Annotated in this window: 11 protein-coding genes; 4 read left to right on the forward strand and 7 right to left on the reverse strand. The window is 62.0% G+C overall.

The annotated features are described in order from the left end of the window. Positions 1-106: 106 nt before the first annotated feature. The 6 genes from GGR38_RS12805 to GGR38_RS12830 form a co-directional block, all read right to left on the reverse strand. On the reverse strand, positions 107-1,147 hold the full coding sequence (locus tag GGR38_RS12805) for a nucleoside hydrolase (protein WP_343059095.1): 1,041 nt from the start codon (positions 1,145-1,147) through the stop codon (positions 107-109). Between the two features lie 146 nt (positions 1,148-1,293). Then, a complete protein-coding gene (locus GGR38_RS12810) occupies positions 1,294-4,212 on the reverse strand; it encodes a TonB-dependent receptor plug domain-containing protein (protein ID WP_183626111.1) in 2,919 nt (972 codons plus the stop codon). Between the two features lie 139 nt (positions 4,213-4,351). After that, complete coding sequence (locus GGR38_RS12815) at positions 4,352-4,873, reverse strand: DUF3237 domain-containing protein (protein WP_183626112.1); 522 nt, start codon at positions 4,871-4,873, stop codon at positions 4,352-4,354. Between the two features lie 9 nt (positions 4,874-4,882). Then, positions 4,883-6,133: a lipase family protein gene (locus GGR38_RS12820; protein WP_183626113.1), complete on the reverse strand. Its 1,251-nt coding sequence runs from the start codon at positions 6,131-6,133 to the stop codon at positions 4,883-4,885. Between the two features lie 10 nt (positions 6,134-6,143). Next, entirely contained in the window at positions 6,144-7,163 is a 1,020-nt protein-coding gene (locus GGR38_RS12825; RefSeq protein ID WP_183626115.1) for an MBL fold metallo-hydrolase, read from the reverse strand. Positions 7,164-7,297: 134 nt separating this feature from the next. Beyond that, positions 7,298-9,688, reverse strand: coding sequence for a TonB-dependent receptor (locus GGR38_RS12830; RefSeq protein ID WP_246404598.1), 2,391 nt, complete (start codon positions 9,686-9,688; stop codon positions 7,298-7,300). A gap of 183 nt (positions 9,689-9,871) precedes the next feature. On the opposite strand from GGR38_RS12830, the gene GGR38_RS12835 reads away from it, so the two are divergent. From GGR38_RS12835 to GGR38_RS12845, 3 genes are read left to right on the forward strand one after another with little or no spacing between them, the layout of a single operon-like run. Next, complete coding sequence (locus GGR38_RS12835; RefSeq protein WP_246404600.1) at positions 9,872-11,647, forward strand: arylsulfatase; 1,776 nt, start codon at positions 9,872-9,874, stop codon at positions 11,645-11,647. Beyond that, positions 11,644-13,104, forward strand: a complete 1,461-nt coding sequence (locus GGR38_RS12840; RefSeq protein ID WP_183626116.1) for a sulfatase family protein — start codon at positions 11,644-11,646, stop codon at positions 13,102-13,104. Before GGR38_RS12835 ends, GGR38_RS12840 begins: the two co-directional genes overlap by 4 nt. A gap of 43 nt (positions 13,105-13,147) precedes the next feature. Then, positions 13,148-15,043, forward strand: coding sequence for a sulfatase-like hydrolase/transferase (locus tag GGR38_RS12845; protein WP_183626118.1), 1,896 nt, complete (start codon positions 13,148-13,150; stop codon positions 15,041-15,043). Here GGR38_RS12845 and GGR38_RS12850 read toward each other — a convergent pair. Next, a complete protein-coding gene (locus GGR38_RS12850; protein ID WP_183626120.1) occupies positions 15,040-16,050 on the reverse strand; it encodes a substrate-binding domain-containing protein in 1,011 nt (336 codons plus the stop codon). The genes GGR38_RS12845 and GGR38_RS12850 overlap by 4 nt on opposite strands. A gap of 182 nt (positions 16,051-16,232) precedes the next feature. Between GGR38_RS12850 and GGR38_RS12855 the strand changes: the two genes are divergently transcribed. Then, positions 16,233-17,708, forward strand: a complete 1,476-nt coding sequence (locus GGR38_RS12855; protein WP_281379411.1) for an MFS transporter — start codon at positions 16,233-16,235, stop codon at positions 17,706-17,708.

The following is a 17,708-nucleotide window of genomic DNA, read 5'->3' on the forward strand; positions in this document are numbered from 1 at the left end:
AAGGCCGCATGGCGACCATGGCTCCATCAGCATAATGATCTGCGGGGCGTAAGGTTCGCCCCCTGAAGGCCCGTGTGGGTTCGCCCCAGCCGGGGGCACAGGTCGTTTATCGCCGCTCGCGCCTGTCCGCCTGCGCGATCCTGAAGCGAGCCAGCATGTCGCGAAATGTCAGACCGGCATCAATCTGGGTGTAAACACGCATAGGACGGCCATCGGCCCTGTCCACATAGGCGCCATTGTCGAGCAGACGCGGCGTGGGCATGGCCAAATAGCGACAGGACGCCGGGTCCGGCTGCATTGGGGGAACCAGCGCGGTCAGCGTAACCAGCGGACTGTCGCCCAGCACATAGGCGTCCGAGGCAGGCACCGGAGGCACACCAGGTATTTTCGCAAAGATTTCCGGGATGGCATCCACGCGGGCTTTCAGATAGGCGCCCAGCGGACCGGTTCCGCCCAACTCTTCCAGCTCGGCATTGGAAAACAGCATCTGGCTATAGGCGTCGGAAGGCACCTGCCAGATCTCGATATCGGATTCGTTGAAGATCACCTGCGCGGCCAGCGGGTCGATGGAGAAATTGAACTCGGGTTCGTCAGACTTGGCTCCCGGATTGCCAAGGCCCTTGTGCGTATTGCCGCCGATCCAGATCAGCCTGATCCGCCGCCCGATCTTCGGCTCGCTCAGCCAAGCCAGTGCAAGATCGGTCAGTCCGGCCCCGGCGGCGTAAATCAGCGGTTCCTTCGCATCCTCGCGCATCGCCTCGCGCACGATGGCCTCGCTGGCCTTGCTGGGCCGCCATGACGAACGCGAGGCGATGGGCGTTTCGGAACCCGCGATGGGATCATGCACCTTGCCCAGCCCCATGATCGTCAAAAGCTCACGCGCACGGTCGGACGAATCCCGCGCATCATGCCCGCTGGCGAAATGTCCGGGCAGGTGCGAGCCGATGATCAGCGGGATGGAGACGGCGCGGCACAGCACATGATGCGCCAGTTGAAAGAGCCCGTCAGGATCTCCGGCAAAATCATTGTCCAGAATGACCCGCGCCAACAGCGGTTGCCCGCCCCAGACCGCGCCGCCGCCCGCCACACTGGCCAGACCGGCGATGGCCGAACCGACAAACAACCTGCGATCCATAGCCAAAGACACGATCCACTCTCCCCGTTTCTTGATGTTGAGGAGCGTTTTCGCCAATTGAGGCATCAAGTAAAATAGAGATTTTTAAGCCATCCATAGATCATGCCTATGGAGCGACGTGAGCCCTTCTGACCGGAAGGGCTCACGCCTGCTTGGCCTTACAGGTGGAAGCGGATGCCCGCGTAATAGGCCCGCCCGATCACATCATACAGCGCCTGATTGGTAAAGCCCGCCGTGGCCCCCACCTGCGGCGGCTGGGTATCGGCCACATTGGTCACGCCGAAACGGAACTCAAAGCCGGATTTCGAGCGGATGCGGGCGAACAGATCGACATATTGCATCGCCCCCGGCCCGGCCACGGTGCTGGCAGGATTGGTGACGATGGAATTGTCCGCAAACGAACTCATCCGCCGCCAGCGCGCGCCCACCTGCACCGCGCCGCGTTCATAGGCGACCTGACCCGACCATTTCCAGCGCGCATAGGTGTCGGTGCCCGAAATCGTGCCGAGGTAATTCTGCCATGCCGCCGCCGGAAGCGCCTGAATGCGGAAACTGTTAAGCCAACTGACGTTGAGGTTGAGCGTCAGCGTGCCCGCCTTCTCGCCCATGCCCAGCGAGGCAAGCGGCAGCGCCCAGTCGAAGGCCGCGTCGATGCCATCGGTCTTGTAACCGCCCAGATTGAGTAAAGGCTGATAGAGATTGGTGATCTGACCCGTGGTGTTCGACCGCGTGATCAACTGGCAGAACATGTTGTTCGGATCATAGGTCGGGTTAGACCCATCGGTATTGTAGCATTTGTTCAGAATGTTCTGGCCGACGATCTGGCCGATCGTGTTGTTGATGGCGATGTTGTAGTAATCGACCGACAGGCTGATCCGGCGCAACGCCTCGCCCGCCATCGTGGGCTGGAACACGGCGCCAAGCGTAAAGCTGGTGGCGGTTTCGGGTTGCAGCGCGCGATTGCCCGCCGTGGTGGCGCCTACGCCGATATTGGCCTGCGTAAAGGATGATGTAATCGAATTGGGCATCCCCTGCGCCAGACAGAGCGCCAGCACCTGCGCGCCATTGGCCCCGTTGCGCAAGGTGCCGGCGGCGTTGCAGGGGTCACCCGAGGATGGCGCGGCGCCGATGTTGGCGACCGTGCTGGCTTGCGGCAGGAACAATTCGCCGATGTTGGGCGCGCGCACCGCCCGCTGATAGCCCCCGCGCAGCAACAGAGGCGAGGCCACGCGCCAGTCGAAATTGATCTTATAGGTCGAATTGCCCCCGGCCAGATTGTAATGCGAATAGCGATAGCCAGCGGTAATGTTGAAGGATTCCACCAGCGGCAGTTTGGCCAGCACCGGGATCAGCGCCTCGATGGATCCTTCCCAGACATTGGTGCTGCCCACGGTGTTGGCGATGGCCGAAACCGCCGCAATATCGCCCGCCAGCAGCGAGGGATCCGGGTTAACGCGGAATGTGTTGCGCCGATAGGTGCCGCCGACATTGACCTTCACATCGCCTGCAGGCAGTTTGAACAGGCTGCCGGTCAGGCTCGCGCTCAGCTCGGTCTGGGTGATCTTCGTGCTGCTCAACGTCTTGCGCGAGACATAATCGATACAGGATTGCGAAACCGGATTGGGGCCAAAGATGTTGAAGCCGCCAGTGCAAAGGCTGGCCCCGCCATCGGCGGCGTTGAGCAACTGGTTGACCGCGCTCAGGCTGACCGAGCCGGAGGTGTTGCGGTCATCCGCCGTGGTCTGGCCATAAGTGGCATAGGCGTCATAGGACCATGCGGGCGACAATTTGCCATTGGCGCCAAGGGTCGCCTGCAACGTGTCGGTGGCGCTGGAAAAGGCGCGTGGGCCTGCCTCCTCGAAACGTTTGACAAAGGCGAAGGGCGCGGTTGGATTGGTGCGGCTGGCCAAAACGGCGGCCAGCGCGGTATTGGCCTGAACGAAGGGGTTGGTGACGGGCACATTGACTCCGGTTGCGCCCACCGCGTTCAACTGCGCATGGCTGCCCTGCGAACGGGCGAGCGAATGGGCAAACTGGAACTGGCCAAAGACCGTCAACTTGTCCGACACTTCATATTCGGCCCGCGTCAAAGCGGCCCAGCGATGCATCGGATTTTGCAGGCGGTTTGTGCAATTGCCGTCATAGCCAAAACCGGCCGCGCCATTGTTGACCACGCAGGGGTCGCCATTGGGCTTGTAATTGGTGCCCGGCGCCTGGCTGCGATAGAGCGTGCCATCGCCGTTGATGCCGAAATTGCCGGTGCGCGGCATCGTCCCCGCCACATAGCCATAGGAGCCGAAGATCGTGTTCACAACGCTCTGGCTGGGCAGATTGGTGCCGCTGGGCGAATAGAAGCCATTGCCCATTTGCGGGGCCAGATTGCCCGTCGGCGTGGAAAAGGCGCGGTCGCGAAAGCCGATGGCGCCGCGATCGGCATATTCGCCCGACAGGATGACATGGCCCCGCCCATCGGCAAAATCGCGCCCCGTGATGGCGGAAAACTGGCGGTTGGGCGCATCGCCCAATTCCGAGATCCCCATCTGGGCACTGGCCTCAAAGCCGGAAAAGCGGTGGCGCAGCTTGAAATTGACCACGCCGGCAATCGCATCCGAACCATAGGTGGCCGAGGCGCCCCCGGTGATGACCTCGACCCCTTGCAGGGCCGAGGTGGGAATGGTGTTGATGTCCACCACCGATTGCGCATTGCCCGGCTCCATCCGCCGCCCGTCGAGCAGCACCAGCGTGCGCACCGTACCAAGGCCCCGCAGGTTGAGGTTGGCCTGACCGATGCCCAGCCCGCCCGAACTGCCGTTGGAAAAGCCGCCGGTTCCGACGCCAAAACTGGGCATTTGCAGCAAGTAGCTGTCGATGGTGGGCGTGCCCGAATTCTGGATCGCGGCGGGCGAAACGGTGACAATGGGGCTTTGCGCGACATAGTCCTGACGCGCGATGCGCGAGCCGGTCACGACGATTTCGGCGGGTTTCGCCTGATCGCTGCTTTGCTGCGCCAGCGCCGGATTGGCGCAAACGAAGGAAATAAGCGACGACCCCAGAAGCAGTCTGGTGTATTTAGGCATGATCCATCCCCTCACGAATAATCTTATTTATCGGTGATGAGGCAGTTTATTATTGCCCCATCTTATTCATGATGGGGCAATTTTTCCATAAGAACATTTCCGTTTCTGTATTCAACAATGTTAGTGCTGCATGGATTTATCAATACACGCGATAGAACTTCAGCTTCACCGCCTGCCTTGCCGGGCGCAGGCTTTCGAGCGTGCCGATAAAGACACTGTGGTTGATCCAGTCATGCGGCCCCTTGGGCGCGGTGACCTCGGGCGTGGAAAAGGCATAGCGCCCGCCGCCGGGCAGATCCTCGACCATCACCTTGTTGAGCACGGTGATGACCGCGCCATCCTCGGCCTGCAATTCATAAAGGGCGCTCAGATTGCGCACGCCATCGCTGCGCACCAACTGCCGGTCTGCGCCGCCGGGCAGAACCTTGCCCTTCAGCCCCGCGCCCAGCGCGCCGCGTCCCTCGAACGAACCGCCGACGATCGGCACGATCCGCCGCTCGCCCAACGGACCCATGCCCATATTTTGCATCGGGGCAATATCGGCGATGATTTCCAGCGCCAGTTCCAGCCTTGGCGCACCGCTCTCCGCCGCATCGACCTTGCTCGCCAGCGCCAATCCGCCCAGCAGCCCCGAAACCATCACTTCACGCCGCCCAACCATGTATCCTCCTTATTTATCCTGAAACGGAATCGACTCGTCCGATGGCTGGATCGGCCCAGGCGGGGTGATCGATCCGCAATTGGACGCCGGATGTTTGCCCGCCAACAGATCCCGCGCAAAAGGTATGGCATCGCGCAACGCATAATTCGACGTTCCCGAATGGGTTACGCCATTATATTTGCGCCATATCACCGGATTTCCCTTGCTACACATCGCCTGAACTGCCGCATATTGGGTTGGCGTGGGAATGGTTGCATCAGCAAGCCCCGTGGCGATCAGCAGCGGCACATGCATGGGCTTGGCCGGAACCGCCGTGATGTCCATAAAGCGGGCCATGTCCTGCGGGGGCCGGGTAAAGGCATTCTCGCCGGTCACGCCATTGTCGCGCGCCACCGGCACGATATCGCGCGAACAGCCTTTGCGCGCCGCCTCGCGCAGCAGTTTGCCCTTTTCGGTCAGCAATGTATCGGGCGCCGGACTGCCCGGAAACAGGCCCCCGCCATACATGCGCATGATGTAATAACGGGCCGGATCGGCGCCCGTCACATCGCTTGCCGTATCGGCCCGGTTCTCCGCACGCCAGACCAGCGCGGTCGCCACCGTACCCAACAATTTCACATCGGGCGCATAGGCGGGCTGGAGATAGGTGGCGTTGAGAACCGCCCCCGAACCCTGTGATTGCCCGGTCAGGATCACCCGGTTGGCGATCATTCCCGGCGCGGCCTTCAACGCGGCCCGCGCCGCATCCAGCACCGAATAGCCCTCGCCCTTGCGCTGAACATAGGTGTGGACGCCGCGCGTGCCCAACCCCTGATAATCGGGGGCGACCACGGCAAATCCGGCCTGAAGCCAGGCATCGACATAGGTGCCGTCACGCGGAGTCGGCTTTTTCCAGCTTGGCGCACAGACATCGGCAATGCCCATCGTGCCATGGCCCCAGACCACCAGCGGCCAGCCCCCCTTGGGCGCCTTGCCCTTGGGCAGATAGAGCATGCCCGAAGCCTCGACCACGCCGCGCCCAAAGCGGCCATCGGTGGAGCTGTAAAGGATGCGTTCCGCCGAGGAGGCGTGATCGGCGTAGAACCCCTCCCCCAAAGGTTCGCGCCGCAGGATCTGCCCCGGTTGGTTCAGCTTGCCATCCCAACGATAGAAGTCGGACACCCCGCCATCGCCGAAAAAGGGATCGGTGTCACCCCCGGCGGCCAATGCGGCCGAGGCCAGAGCCGCCGCCCCAAGGGTCAATGTGATGCTCTTGCGCATGGTGTTCTCCCTATCGGACGCTCTGGCCCTGCTGGGCCGCGGCGAATTTGGTGCATTCCTGTTGCAGCGAGAGGTAGCGCAGATAGCGATCGCCCCCGATCACATAGGGATTGGGATCGCCCGTCTGTCTTAGACCCAGTTCGGCCAGTTTGGGGATCGACTGATCCTGCGTCGGATGGTTGGCGATCAACACGTCCAGTTTGCGCGCCCGCACCACCGGCTTGAACTTTTCCAGCGAGGCGATGATCGCCTGCTTGCCCTGCGCGGTGTCGGGTGTGCCAAGACCGCCGAAGAAGCCCACCTGATGCGCGATGCCGCGATCATGGACGGTGAACACCGTGGACACCGTACCGGGCGTATGGCCGGGGGTGAGGTAGAAGGTGAGCTTCATCTTGCCCAGCGCAAAACCCTGCCCATCGGCGATGGTCATATCGCGTTCGGGCACCAGCTTCGCCCATTCAGGCGGCATGCCGGGGCGGGGATGCGCGGCCTGATCGGCCATATCATCCCAATCGGCCGCCGAGGCCATGATGCGCGTGCCGTAATGCTCTTTCAGATAGCGCGCGCCGCCGAAATGGTCGCCATGGGCATGGGTGATGACCAGATAGCGGATCCTGGCCGGATCGAGCCCAAGGCTGCGCATCCCCGGCTCGACGATCTTCTCCATATCCTGCGGCGCATACATCGCATCAAACAGGATATAACCGTCGCCCGTATCGAGCAGCCATGCCGAAACCGCATTCTCGCCCACGAAATAGAGTTCGTCGAAAACGCGGGTGGCGGGCAGCGCATTATGCCCCTGAAGCCCGCGCGAGATGGTCCGGCGATAGGTCTGATCCATGATGCAGCGATGGACATAATGGGCATAGAGATCGGCCCCGGCAATGGCGCGGGCCGCCTTCAAATGGCGATACATGGCTGCCTTGTCAGGGGCCACGCCTTCGCGTTCCTGCGCATGGGCCGCCGCGCATAAGGCGCCGGCCAAAGCGAAGCCCGCCATCAGCGATGGCAGAATTCTTGTTCGCGGCATTTTCTCCTCCCGCTATATTATTATGCGGGCAAGACTGCGCTTTTGTATGCGTTGCATCCAATGCTGCGGGCCTATCCAATGATGCTAATGCCGCATGATTGGATAGGCCGCACCCGGTGTCGCCTAGGCGATCATCAGAACTTGTAACCCACGGTTGCTCCAAAGTAACGGAACGCCCCCTTGGGCAGGAAACCCATGCGGTTGGTCGGCGTCACGGTCTGGGTGGTGAACAGGCCCGGCGTACCCATTGCGGTGTAATAGCGCTGATCGGTCAGGTTCTTCACGAAAAGCGAGAAGGACAGCCCCTTCTCCTCGGCGCGCAGGCCGATGGTGGCGTCCACCGTCGTATATTCCGGCTGCCATTGCAGGGGGTCCTGTTCCAGCGCAAAATTCACCCCGCTCTGATAGGCGACATTGACGTCGGCATAGGCGATTTTGCCCGCCAGCGGATGCTCATAGCGCGGATTTACGCCAACGCGCCAGGTCGGCGTGTTGGGCAGGATACCGCCCACGATGTTCTGCGCCGCGCTCGACACAAAACTCGATCCGGTCTTGTAACGAAAGCACGTGTTGACCGGCGCCGCCGATCCGGTCGCCACGGTCGCAAAGGCGGCCTGATTTTGCAGCGGACAGCCAATGCCGTCGGCATCGAACCGCGTCTTCACATAGCTGCCCGACAGCGCCACGCTGAGCCCATCGAACGGGCGCAGTGTCATTTCCACTTCCACGCCCTTGGTTTCCGAGGCCCCGGCATTGGTGGTCACGAAAGTGAACGTGTTGGTCGAAGGGTCCGAACGGTTGGCCTGAACCTGAAGGTTCTTGTATTTGGCCAGGAACAGCGCGACCGCGATGCTGATCTTGCGGTCGGCGGTGCTGCCCTTGAAGCCGACCTCGAAGGCATTCACCGTTTCGGGCTGAACCACGGGATTATTGTTAAAGGTCTGGGTGAATTCCGTGCCCAGCGATTGCCCTTTATAGCCGCGCGTATAGGAGGCATAGACCTGTGCGCGGCGGTTGAATTCATATTGCAGGCCCATCTTGCCGGTCAGCACATCATCCGATGCCGCCGTATAGCCCTCGGTCAGCGGATAGCCGCTTTGCAGGATCGTATCACCTGCAAAGGCAGGGGTGGTGTCCTGCTTGCCCCAGACCGAGATGGTCTCATGCTGCCAGCGCAGACCCCCCAGCGCCTTCAGGCCATCCACGATGTTGTAGTCGAATTGCGCAAAACCGGCGATCTGGCTCTGGCGCAGATGGGCGCGGTGGTGGCCTGAAAAACCGGCCAGATTGGCCGAGGGGCAAGTCGCGCCCAGCGTCAGCCCGCTGGCCGTGCAATTGACGAAGCGGCGGGTAAATTCGCGATCCAGCGTGGTGTCCGAAAAGAACCCCCCGATCGTGTAATTCAGCTTCTGCTTGCCCGAATTGGACATGCGCAATTCCTGGGTAAACCCGCCCAGCGTGAAAGGCCCGCCATTGACGTCATACTGCGCCACCGCATTGGCGCCGGTATAGATCGGCACCGCCGTGTTGATGCCATCAACATCAACCGTATTGTCAAAGCTGTAGTGCTGCCATGCGGTGACCGAGGTGATCGTGGCGAAATCCAGATCGTATTTGGCCTCCAGCGAATAGGTCTGCTGCGAGGTGCGCGAGGTTGTGTCGCCATTCGATCCGACCTGCACATTGTTTGGCCCTGGCACGACGGGAGCGACCAGCGTGGTCAGGCTGGCATTGTCCGAGCGGATCAGCACCGATTGGCAGCAGAACGCGTTGTTCTTGGAATAGTCGATGGTGGCCAGCAGGTTGAGCCGCCCCAGATCCAGCTCGACCTTGCCGCGCAGGCCGAAGGATTCATAGCCATTGGTCTTGCGGCGCAGGGTGACGTTATAGATATAGCCGTCATCCTTGTTGTAGAACCCCGAAACGCGCACGCCCAACTTGTCGCTGAGCGGCCCTGACACGGTGCCGTTCAGGTGATATTCGCCCTTTTCGGCAATACTCGCATTCATCTTGCCGGTCAGAGTCTTGCTGGGCCGGGCGGTGACGATGTTGATCACGCCGCCGGTCGCATTCTTGCCGAACAGGGTGCCCTGCGGCCCGCGCAACACCTCGATCCGTTCAATATCGGCCAGATCGGAAAAGCCCTGTGCCTGACGCGCCATGACAACGCCGTCCAGCACGGTGGAAACCGAGCTTTCGGTCCCTTGCCCAAACACCGCCGTGCCGATACCGCGAATGCGGAAGCTGGAGTTCGAGGGGTTGTTGCCCTGCTGATAGGACAGCGTGGGCGAAATCTGGGTCAGGCTCTTGGTATCGGTGATCCCGCGCGTGGCCAATGCTTCCCCGGCGATCGCGGTGACGGCCAGCGGCACATCCTGCAGACGTTCGGCGCGTTTTTGCGCGGTGACCACGATTTCGCCGGGCGCCAGTTCGGGCGTTTGCGGCGCCTGTTGAGCAAGAGTTGGCTGGGCAAAAGCAAGCATAGCGCCGCCGCCAAGCAGCGCGGCAAAGCCACGTTTCATCATCACATCCCCCATTTCGATTCTCTCCGCCTTGTTGCGGCGGATGGCGGGCTTATGACAAAATGCGTCAACGTTGTCACTCCGAAATTGACAGGCGCAATTAACTTATGCATTTCCTGTGGTGACAACGATGCCCAGCATCCTTGATGCATACAGATAATCAGACCAGAAAGCCGGAGTGGATGCATGAACAGACCCGCAAAGCAGCAGGCGAACCGATGGCCCCGCAGCCTTACCGCCGCCCGTCCGCTCGCCGCGATCATGGGACTGGCGATGGCCGGCGCGGCCCCCGCCGCCGCGCCCACCGGCGCACCGGCTCAACCCAATATCGTGCTGATCGTGCTGGACGATGTGGGATTTTCCGATCTTGGCCCCTTCGGCTCGGAAATCCGCACGCCCAATCTCGATGCGCTGGCGGCGCGCGGGCTGCGCTATAACCGTTTCGACACCAAGGCGGTCTGCACCCCCACGCGCGCCGCGCTGCTGACCGGGCGCAATCCGCAAACGGTGCGCATGGCCGATTTGCCTGCAAACAAGGTCGATCCGGCCGACATGACCCGCGACCGCGGCGAATTACCTGACAATGCCCAGACCATCGCGCAGGTTCTTTCGAATGCAGGCTATGCCACATCGGGCTTTGGCAAATGGCATCTGGCGCCCGAGGATCAGGATGGGTCGGCAGGCCACAACGGGTCATGGCCGCTGCAACGCGGCTTCGATCAGTTCTACGGCTTCTTCCTCGGCTGGACCGATCAATATCACCCCAAGCTGATCGAGGGGAACAAGCGCATCACCTCGCCCGAAACGCCGGGCTATCATTTCTCCAATGACATCACCGATCACGCCATTGCCGCGCTGAAACCGGGCCAAGCCAAGCCGCAATTCGTCTATCTGGCCTATGGTGCGGGCCATGCGCCCATTCAGGTGCCGCGCCCCTATATCGACGCCTATCGCGATACCTATGCCAAGGGCTGGGACGCCTTGCGGGTGGAGCGTCTGGCGCGGATGAAGGCAATGGGCATCGTGCCTGCCAACACCGCCCTGCCCCCGCGCAATCCGGGCGACCGGGCATGGGCCGACCTGACCCCGACCGAGCAACAGGTTTATGCCCGCTTCATGGCCACCTATGCGGGGTTCCTGACGCATACCGATGAACAGATCGGGCGGCTGATCGCGCATCTCAAGGCCACCGGGCAATATGACAACACGGTCATCATGGTGATGAGCGACAATGGCGCGGCCTCCGAAGCGGGCCAGCGCGGATCGTTTGAACGCCTCTATGCCCCCAACAAATTGAGCGCGGAACAGATGCTGGCGCGGATCGACGAATTGGGCACGGACAAGACCGAAAGCGAATATCAGCGCCCATGGGCCATGGCGGGCGTCACCCCGCTGCGGCGGTATAAGTTGTGGCCCTATCTGGGCGGCATCCGCACGCCGCTGATCGTGTCATGGCCCAAGGTCATCAAAGATGGCGGCGCGATCCGGCACCAATATGTCGATGTGGTCGACCTTGCCCCGACATTGGCGCAGGTGGGCCATGCGCAATTTCCCAAAACGCTGCATGGTGTGGCCGAAATTCCGGTGGCGGGGCGCTCGATCCTGCCCACGATGCTGTCGGCGGGGGCGCCTGCGGCCCGCTCGGTGCAATATTTCGAACTGCGCGGCAATCGGGCGATCACCCAAGGCCCATGGCGCGCCGTCACCATCCACAAACAGGGCAGCGATTTCGCCGCCGACAAATGGGCCTTGTTCAACACGGACAAGGATTTTTCCGAAAGCACCGACCTTTCCGCGCAATATCCGGCCAAGCTGGAGGAACTGAAGAAGCTCTGGTGGAGCGAGGCGCGGCGCTATTCCACTCCCGCTTTGGCCGAGGCGCCCGAACGTTTCCGCACGCGTGAACAGTTCGATGATTCCGCCGACCGCCCCGATGCGCGCATGAAGGAAGCAGGGCAATGAAGCGGGTTTTGACGGCCCTGCTGCTGGGCACGGCGGCCCTGCTCTGCGCCCCCGCCTCCTCGGCGCGGGTTGCTCCGCCATCGGCCCCGGCCCGCGCGGCGCAGGCGCCCAATGTCGTGGTCATTCTGGTCGACGATCTGGGCTGGCCCGATGTCTCGGCCTATGGCGGCAAGGATGTCTCCACGCCCAATATCGACCGCATCGCGGCCTCGGGAGCGGCTTTTTCCAATGGTTATGTCGCGGCCTCGGTCTGCGCGGTGTCGCGCGCGGGGCTGTTGACGGGCCGGATGCCGATGCGCTTTGGCTTTACCTATAATATCAACGATGAAGGCGATGAAGGCGCTGGCCTGCCGACATCGGAAAAGACCATTGCCGAAAGGCTGAAACCGCTGGGCTATCACACCGGCGCCTTTGGCAAATGGCATGTGGGCGCGCAGGACCGCTTCTATCCCACCAACCGGGGCTTTGACGAATTCTTCGGCTTTCTGGCCGGGGAGACGGTCTATGTCGATCCGAAAACCCCCGGCATCGTCACCACCCCCACCAAGGCGGATGCGGGCAAGCCGCCCTTTGAAACCCGGCGCGGCAATGGGGTGGTGATCGAAGGGCCGGAGCGCCGCAAGGTCGATAATTTCAACCGCTATCTCACCACCGAGATCACCGACCATGCGGTGGATTTCATCGACCGCGCATCGCGGGGCAAACAGCCCTTCTTCTCCTATGTCGCCTATAATGCGCCGCATTGGCCCCTGCAGGTGCCGCAGGAATGGTATGACCGCTTTGCCCATATCAAGGACCCGGTGCGGCGCACCTATGTGGCGATGATTGCGGCGATGGATGCGGGTGTGGGCCGGATCCTCGACAAGCTGGAAGAGCGTGGAATCCGTGACAATACGATGGTCGTGTTCCTGTCGGACAATGGTTGCCCGGTGCAATTCGGCTTTTGCAACGATGCCCATCCATGGGGCGCGGGCAAGTTCACCTATCTGGAAGGCGGGGTGCGGGTGCCGTTCCTGTTTTCATGGCCGCGCGCGATGAAGCCGCAGGGGATCGTCGATACGCCGGTTTCCTCGCTCGACGTGCTGCCCACGATCCTGCACGCCGCCGCGCCCAAACAGGCCATGCCGCGCGAATTGGAAGGGCAGGACCTGATCGCCTCGGCCCATTACAAAGGGCCGGACAGCCGCCTGCTGGTCTGGGGTCAGGCGCCGGTCTTTGCCGCGCGGCAGGGACAATGGCGGCTGTGGCGATCGGACGATTGGCACCAGACCAAGCTGCACAATCTGGCGCAGGACCCTTGGGAAAAGACCGATGTGTCGGGCGATCACAAGGCCGAAGCCGAGAAGCTGAACCGCGCGGTTGAGGGTTTCGCCAAATCCCTGCCCGCGCCGCTCTGGAAACTGCATTTCACCCGCAAGGTCATGATCGACGGGCGCGAAACCGAGTGGGTCTATTGACCCGCCGTCCGCCCCGCCTGCCCCATTGAAAGCGAGAAACACCGTGAAACAACCCAATTTCAACCCCCATCTTAACCGTCGCACCGTTCTGGGCGCAGCTGCTTCTTTGGCGGCGACTGCGGCTCAGGGGGCGCTTGCTCGGCCCTCTTCAGGCAAGTGCCCCAATATCCTGTGGATCGTGTCGGAGGATAACAATCCTTACGTGGGCGCCTATGGCGATAAGCTGGCCCATACGCCCACAATCGACGGTCTGGCGCGCAAGGGCGCGTTGTTTCGCCATATCTATTCCAATGCCCCAGTCTGCGCCCCCTCGCGCTTCGGCATCCTGACGGGCGTTTATCCCGAAAGCTGCGCGCCGGCCAATCACATGCGGGCCAATGCGCATTTCCCCAAAGAGTTTCAGACCTATCCCGAATTGCTGCGCGCCGCGGGCTATTTCTGCACCAATAACACCAAGACCGATTACAATTGCGATGTGAAGCCCGAGGCGATCTGGGACGTTCAGGGGCCGCAGGGCCATTGGCGCAAAAATCCGGGCGGCAAGCCCTTCATGGCGGTGTTCAATTACGAAACCACCCATGAATCGCGCCTGTTTCAACCCACCCAAGGCCGCGTCACGCCCGATATGGTCGCGATCCCGCCTTTCCTGCCCGACACGCCGGCGATACGACAGGATTTCGCCAGCTATTACAATCTGATGGAAAAGATGGACGGCGAACTGGCCCAGCGCATCGCCGAGCTGGAAGCCGATGGGCTGGCCGAGGATACGATCATCTTCCACTATTCCGACAATGGCGGCGTACTGCCCCGGTCCAAGCGCTATTGCTATGAGGATGGGCTGGCCTGCGAAATGGTGGTCTATGCCCCGCCCAAATGGCGCCACCTGTTGCCCGTGGCGCCCGGGCGGAAAGTGACCAGTCCCGTCTCCTTCATCGATCTGGCGCCCACGGTGCTGGCGCTGGCTGGCGTGGCGCAGCCCGCGCAGATGGTGGGCAAACCCTTCCTTGGCCCCCGCGCTGCGCCCAAGACCTATGCCTTCGGGATGCGCAACCGCATGGATGAACGCTATGATTTTCAGCGCACCGTCACCGATGGCCGCTGGCGCTATATTCGCAATTACATGCCGCATCGCCCGTGGGGCCAGCATCAGGCGTTCGAATGGCTGGCCAAGGGCTATCAGGATTGGGAAAGCGCCCATCGCGCAGGAACGCTCAACGCCGATCAGGATCGGTTCTTCCACACCAAACCCTTTGAAGAACTCTATGACCTGAACAGCGACCCTCATGAATTGCGCAATCTGGCCGCCGATCCTGCGGCAAGAGCGCAGATGGAACGGCTGAGCAAGGCGCTCAATACGCATATGGTGGCGATCAACGACAATGGCTTCATCCCCGAAGCCATGGCGGGCGAAGGCTATTTCGAGAGCCGGGATCGCAAGACCTATCCCCTGACGCAGGTGATGGAGATGGCGCGTCTGGCGGCGAGCGGCACGGGCAGCGAGGCGCAACTGGTCGAGGGGCTGAACCATCCCCTGCCCGTGATGCGTTATTGGGCGGCAACGGGCCTGCTGATTGGCGGCCAGCATGGGGCCAAGGCTGCCCTGCTGACCGCTCTGGCCAAGGACGGCGCCGATCAGGTCCGAGTCGTGGTCGCCGAAGCATTGATCCGTATGGACGAGATCGACGAACCCGTCCGCGTCCTGACCGTTCTGGCCGCGCAGGACAAGGTGTGGCCGGTGCAGTTGCAGGCGCTCAACGCGTTGACCTATATCGGGGACCATGCCCGTCCCGCCCTGCCCGTGGTGCAACAGGCCGCGCAAAGCGAGCAGGAATATGTCCGCAACGCCGGACGCTATCTCAGTGCGGTGCTGGAAGGGAAATATACGCCCTCGATGCCGATCATGGATTTCGAACGGCTGATCCGCCGCATGAAGGTCTAAAACGGATAGGGTTCGAGGCAATGCTGGCGGCTGCCGTCGGTGGAGCCTCGAATAATCAGCTTATAGTCAAAGGGCTGCGGCTTGAAATCGGGATTGATCGCCGCTTCAACCGCAGCCCGCGCAATATCGCGCACCGGCTGATGCACGGTGGTGATGGGCGGAAACACCATGCGGGCGATGGGCGAATCGTCAAAGCCCGCCACCGCCAGATCATCGGGCACCCGGTATCCCAGCCGCGCCGCCTCGGCCAGAACCCCCGCCGCCATTTCATCGCCCGAGGCAAAAATCGCGGTCGGTCGCTGGGGCAGAGCCAGCAGGCTGGTGGTGGCCGAAACGCCTGCGGCAAAGCTGAAATCGCCGCGAATGACCAGCGCCGGATCTTCCTCCAGCCCTGCCTCGGCCACAGCCTTGCGATAGGCAACCAGCCGCGCCTCCGAGGCGCGCAGGGGCAGAGGCGGGGCGATCATGCCGATCCGCTTGTGCCCCAGTCCGATCAGATGGCGCATCAGTTCCAGCGCGCAGGGCTCCTCGTTGACCGGCACCGTCAGCCCATAGCCCGGCGTCACCGCCGCCACGCGCACCACGGCAATATTGGCCCGCTCGAAATGCTCCAGAATCCGCTGGTCGTTGCAAAAGGGCGGAGTCAGTATGACGCAGTCGGGGCGGGCGGAGAAATTGATCGACACGATGTCCGAGGCCATATGCTGATGATAATCCAGCGTGGCTGTGATCAGATTATAGCCCTTGTCACGGCAGGCCGAACCCATCGCGATCATCATGCGCGAAATATAGCTGATGCCCGAACCCAGCAGCACCAGACCGATCAGATAGCTGCGCTGCCCCGCCAATTGCCTCGCGGCCAGAGAGGGTTTGTAGCCCAGTTCTCTGATCGCCTGATTGACCCTTTCGCGCGCCTCGGGGCCAACGCGCTTCTCTCCATTGACCACGCGCGAAACGGTCTTGAACGAAACACCGGCTGCCTTGGCGACATCCTTGATTGTTGCCACTGATGAAACGATCCCCGTCTGGCCCCGCGCGTCGGTTTGCGCGTTTTTGTACATATTGGCAAATTTCCGGCGGGCAAGATCGCAGGGCGCCCCGCAAAATGCAAATGATGCTTTTTCACCACGCTTTGCCGCAAGTTAGCGTGCGGCAACCGTTCGACTGGCCAGTCTGTCGGATCATGGCTATGCATTTGGAAAGTTTTCGCCAGCATCCCGACCAACGGGGCGGCACGGGGGGAGAGGACGTGGGCGATATCTTGCGCGCAAAGCGCTATTTCCCTTTTGCCGCGCTATTGCTTGCAAACTTCATGGAAGTTTTGAACGCGATGTTCGTGAATGTCTCGATGCCGGTGGTGGCGCGCGACCTTCACGCATCCAGTCATATAACCCATTGGTTTTACAGCTCCTATGCGCTCGGCTTTGCGCTGACACTGGTGCTGACCGGGCCGATGGCGGACCGGGTCGGGCATCGGCGGGTCTTTCTGGCGGGCGCCGCGCTCTATGTCGGGGCCTCGCTGTCCTGCGCCATGTCGGGGGGGATCATGGCCTTCCTGCTCTCGCGCCTGGCGCAGGGCGCCGCTTTTGCGCTGACCGCGCCGCAAATCATGGGGCTGCTCCATATCCTCTATGCCCCGCATGACCGCGTCCGGCTGCTGCCCGCGCTGGGCTTTGCCTCGGCCTCGGCGGGCACATTCGGGCCGGTCGTGGCGGGCTTGCTGATATCGGGCAATTTTGCCGATCTTGGCTGGCGCGTGGTGTTTATGGTCGGGGCGATGATCGGCGTGACGGCGCTGCTGCTCGGCTACTGGCTGCTGCCGCGCGACACGCATCGCCCTCAGGATGGGAGACATGAAGATCAAGGATTTCTGTATCGACCTATGCCGCTGGTGATAGCGGTGGGCGCGATCATGGCGATGTTCGAATGGCTGGGGCGAGATACGGCAGGATTTCATCCATGGATGATGGCACTGGCCGCCCTGCCCTTTGTGGCCCTATGGCGGATCAGGCGGGGCACGTTTTCGCTGCGCCGCCCGTGGGACGCGCGCCCCGATCCTGCCGCCCTGTCGCAACTGGCCACCGGCGCGATGCTGACCATCTGTTTCAGCGCCAGCAGCAACAGCCTGATCATCATCATCAACCACATTCTTCAAAACGGGCGGGGTCATTCCCCCTATGTCTCGGGCGCGATCCAGATCCCCTATGGCATGGGCGTGTTCCTCTCGATCCTGTTCTTTGGCCGGTTTCTGCTGAAAAAGGACGGGCGGTTTGTCATTGCCGCCGGGGCTGCGCTGCTCGGTCTTGCCGCGCCGCTGATCATGTGGGCGGGGCAAAATCCGCATTGGCCCGTCTGGGCGCTGCTGCCCATTCTGGTGCTGGCGGGCATGGGGGTTGGCATGACATCGGGCTGCATCGGCCCGGCCAGCATGGCGCGCATCGCCCCCGCCCATGCCGGAGCCAGCGCCGCAGCGCTGCGACTGGGGCAACAGATCGGCCTGGCGCTGGGCGGGGCGTTGATCATGCGTCCCTATTTCTATCTGTCGCAGCAACCTGTGGCGGGCACGGGGCCGCCATCCTATCTGCTGGTTCTGCTCTTCGTACTGGCAACGGCGGTGATGCTGGCCGCCAGCTTTCCCCGACCGCTCTTTCCCCCGCGCGCTTAA

The sequence above is a fragment of the Novosphingobium sediminicola genome, from assembly GCF_014196525.1.
In the GTDB taxonomy this organism is placed as follows: Bacteria; Pseudomonadota; Alphaproteobacteria; order Sphingomonadales; family Sphingomonadaceae; genus Novosphingobium; species Novosphingobium sediminicola.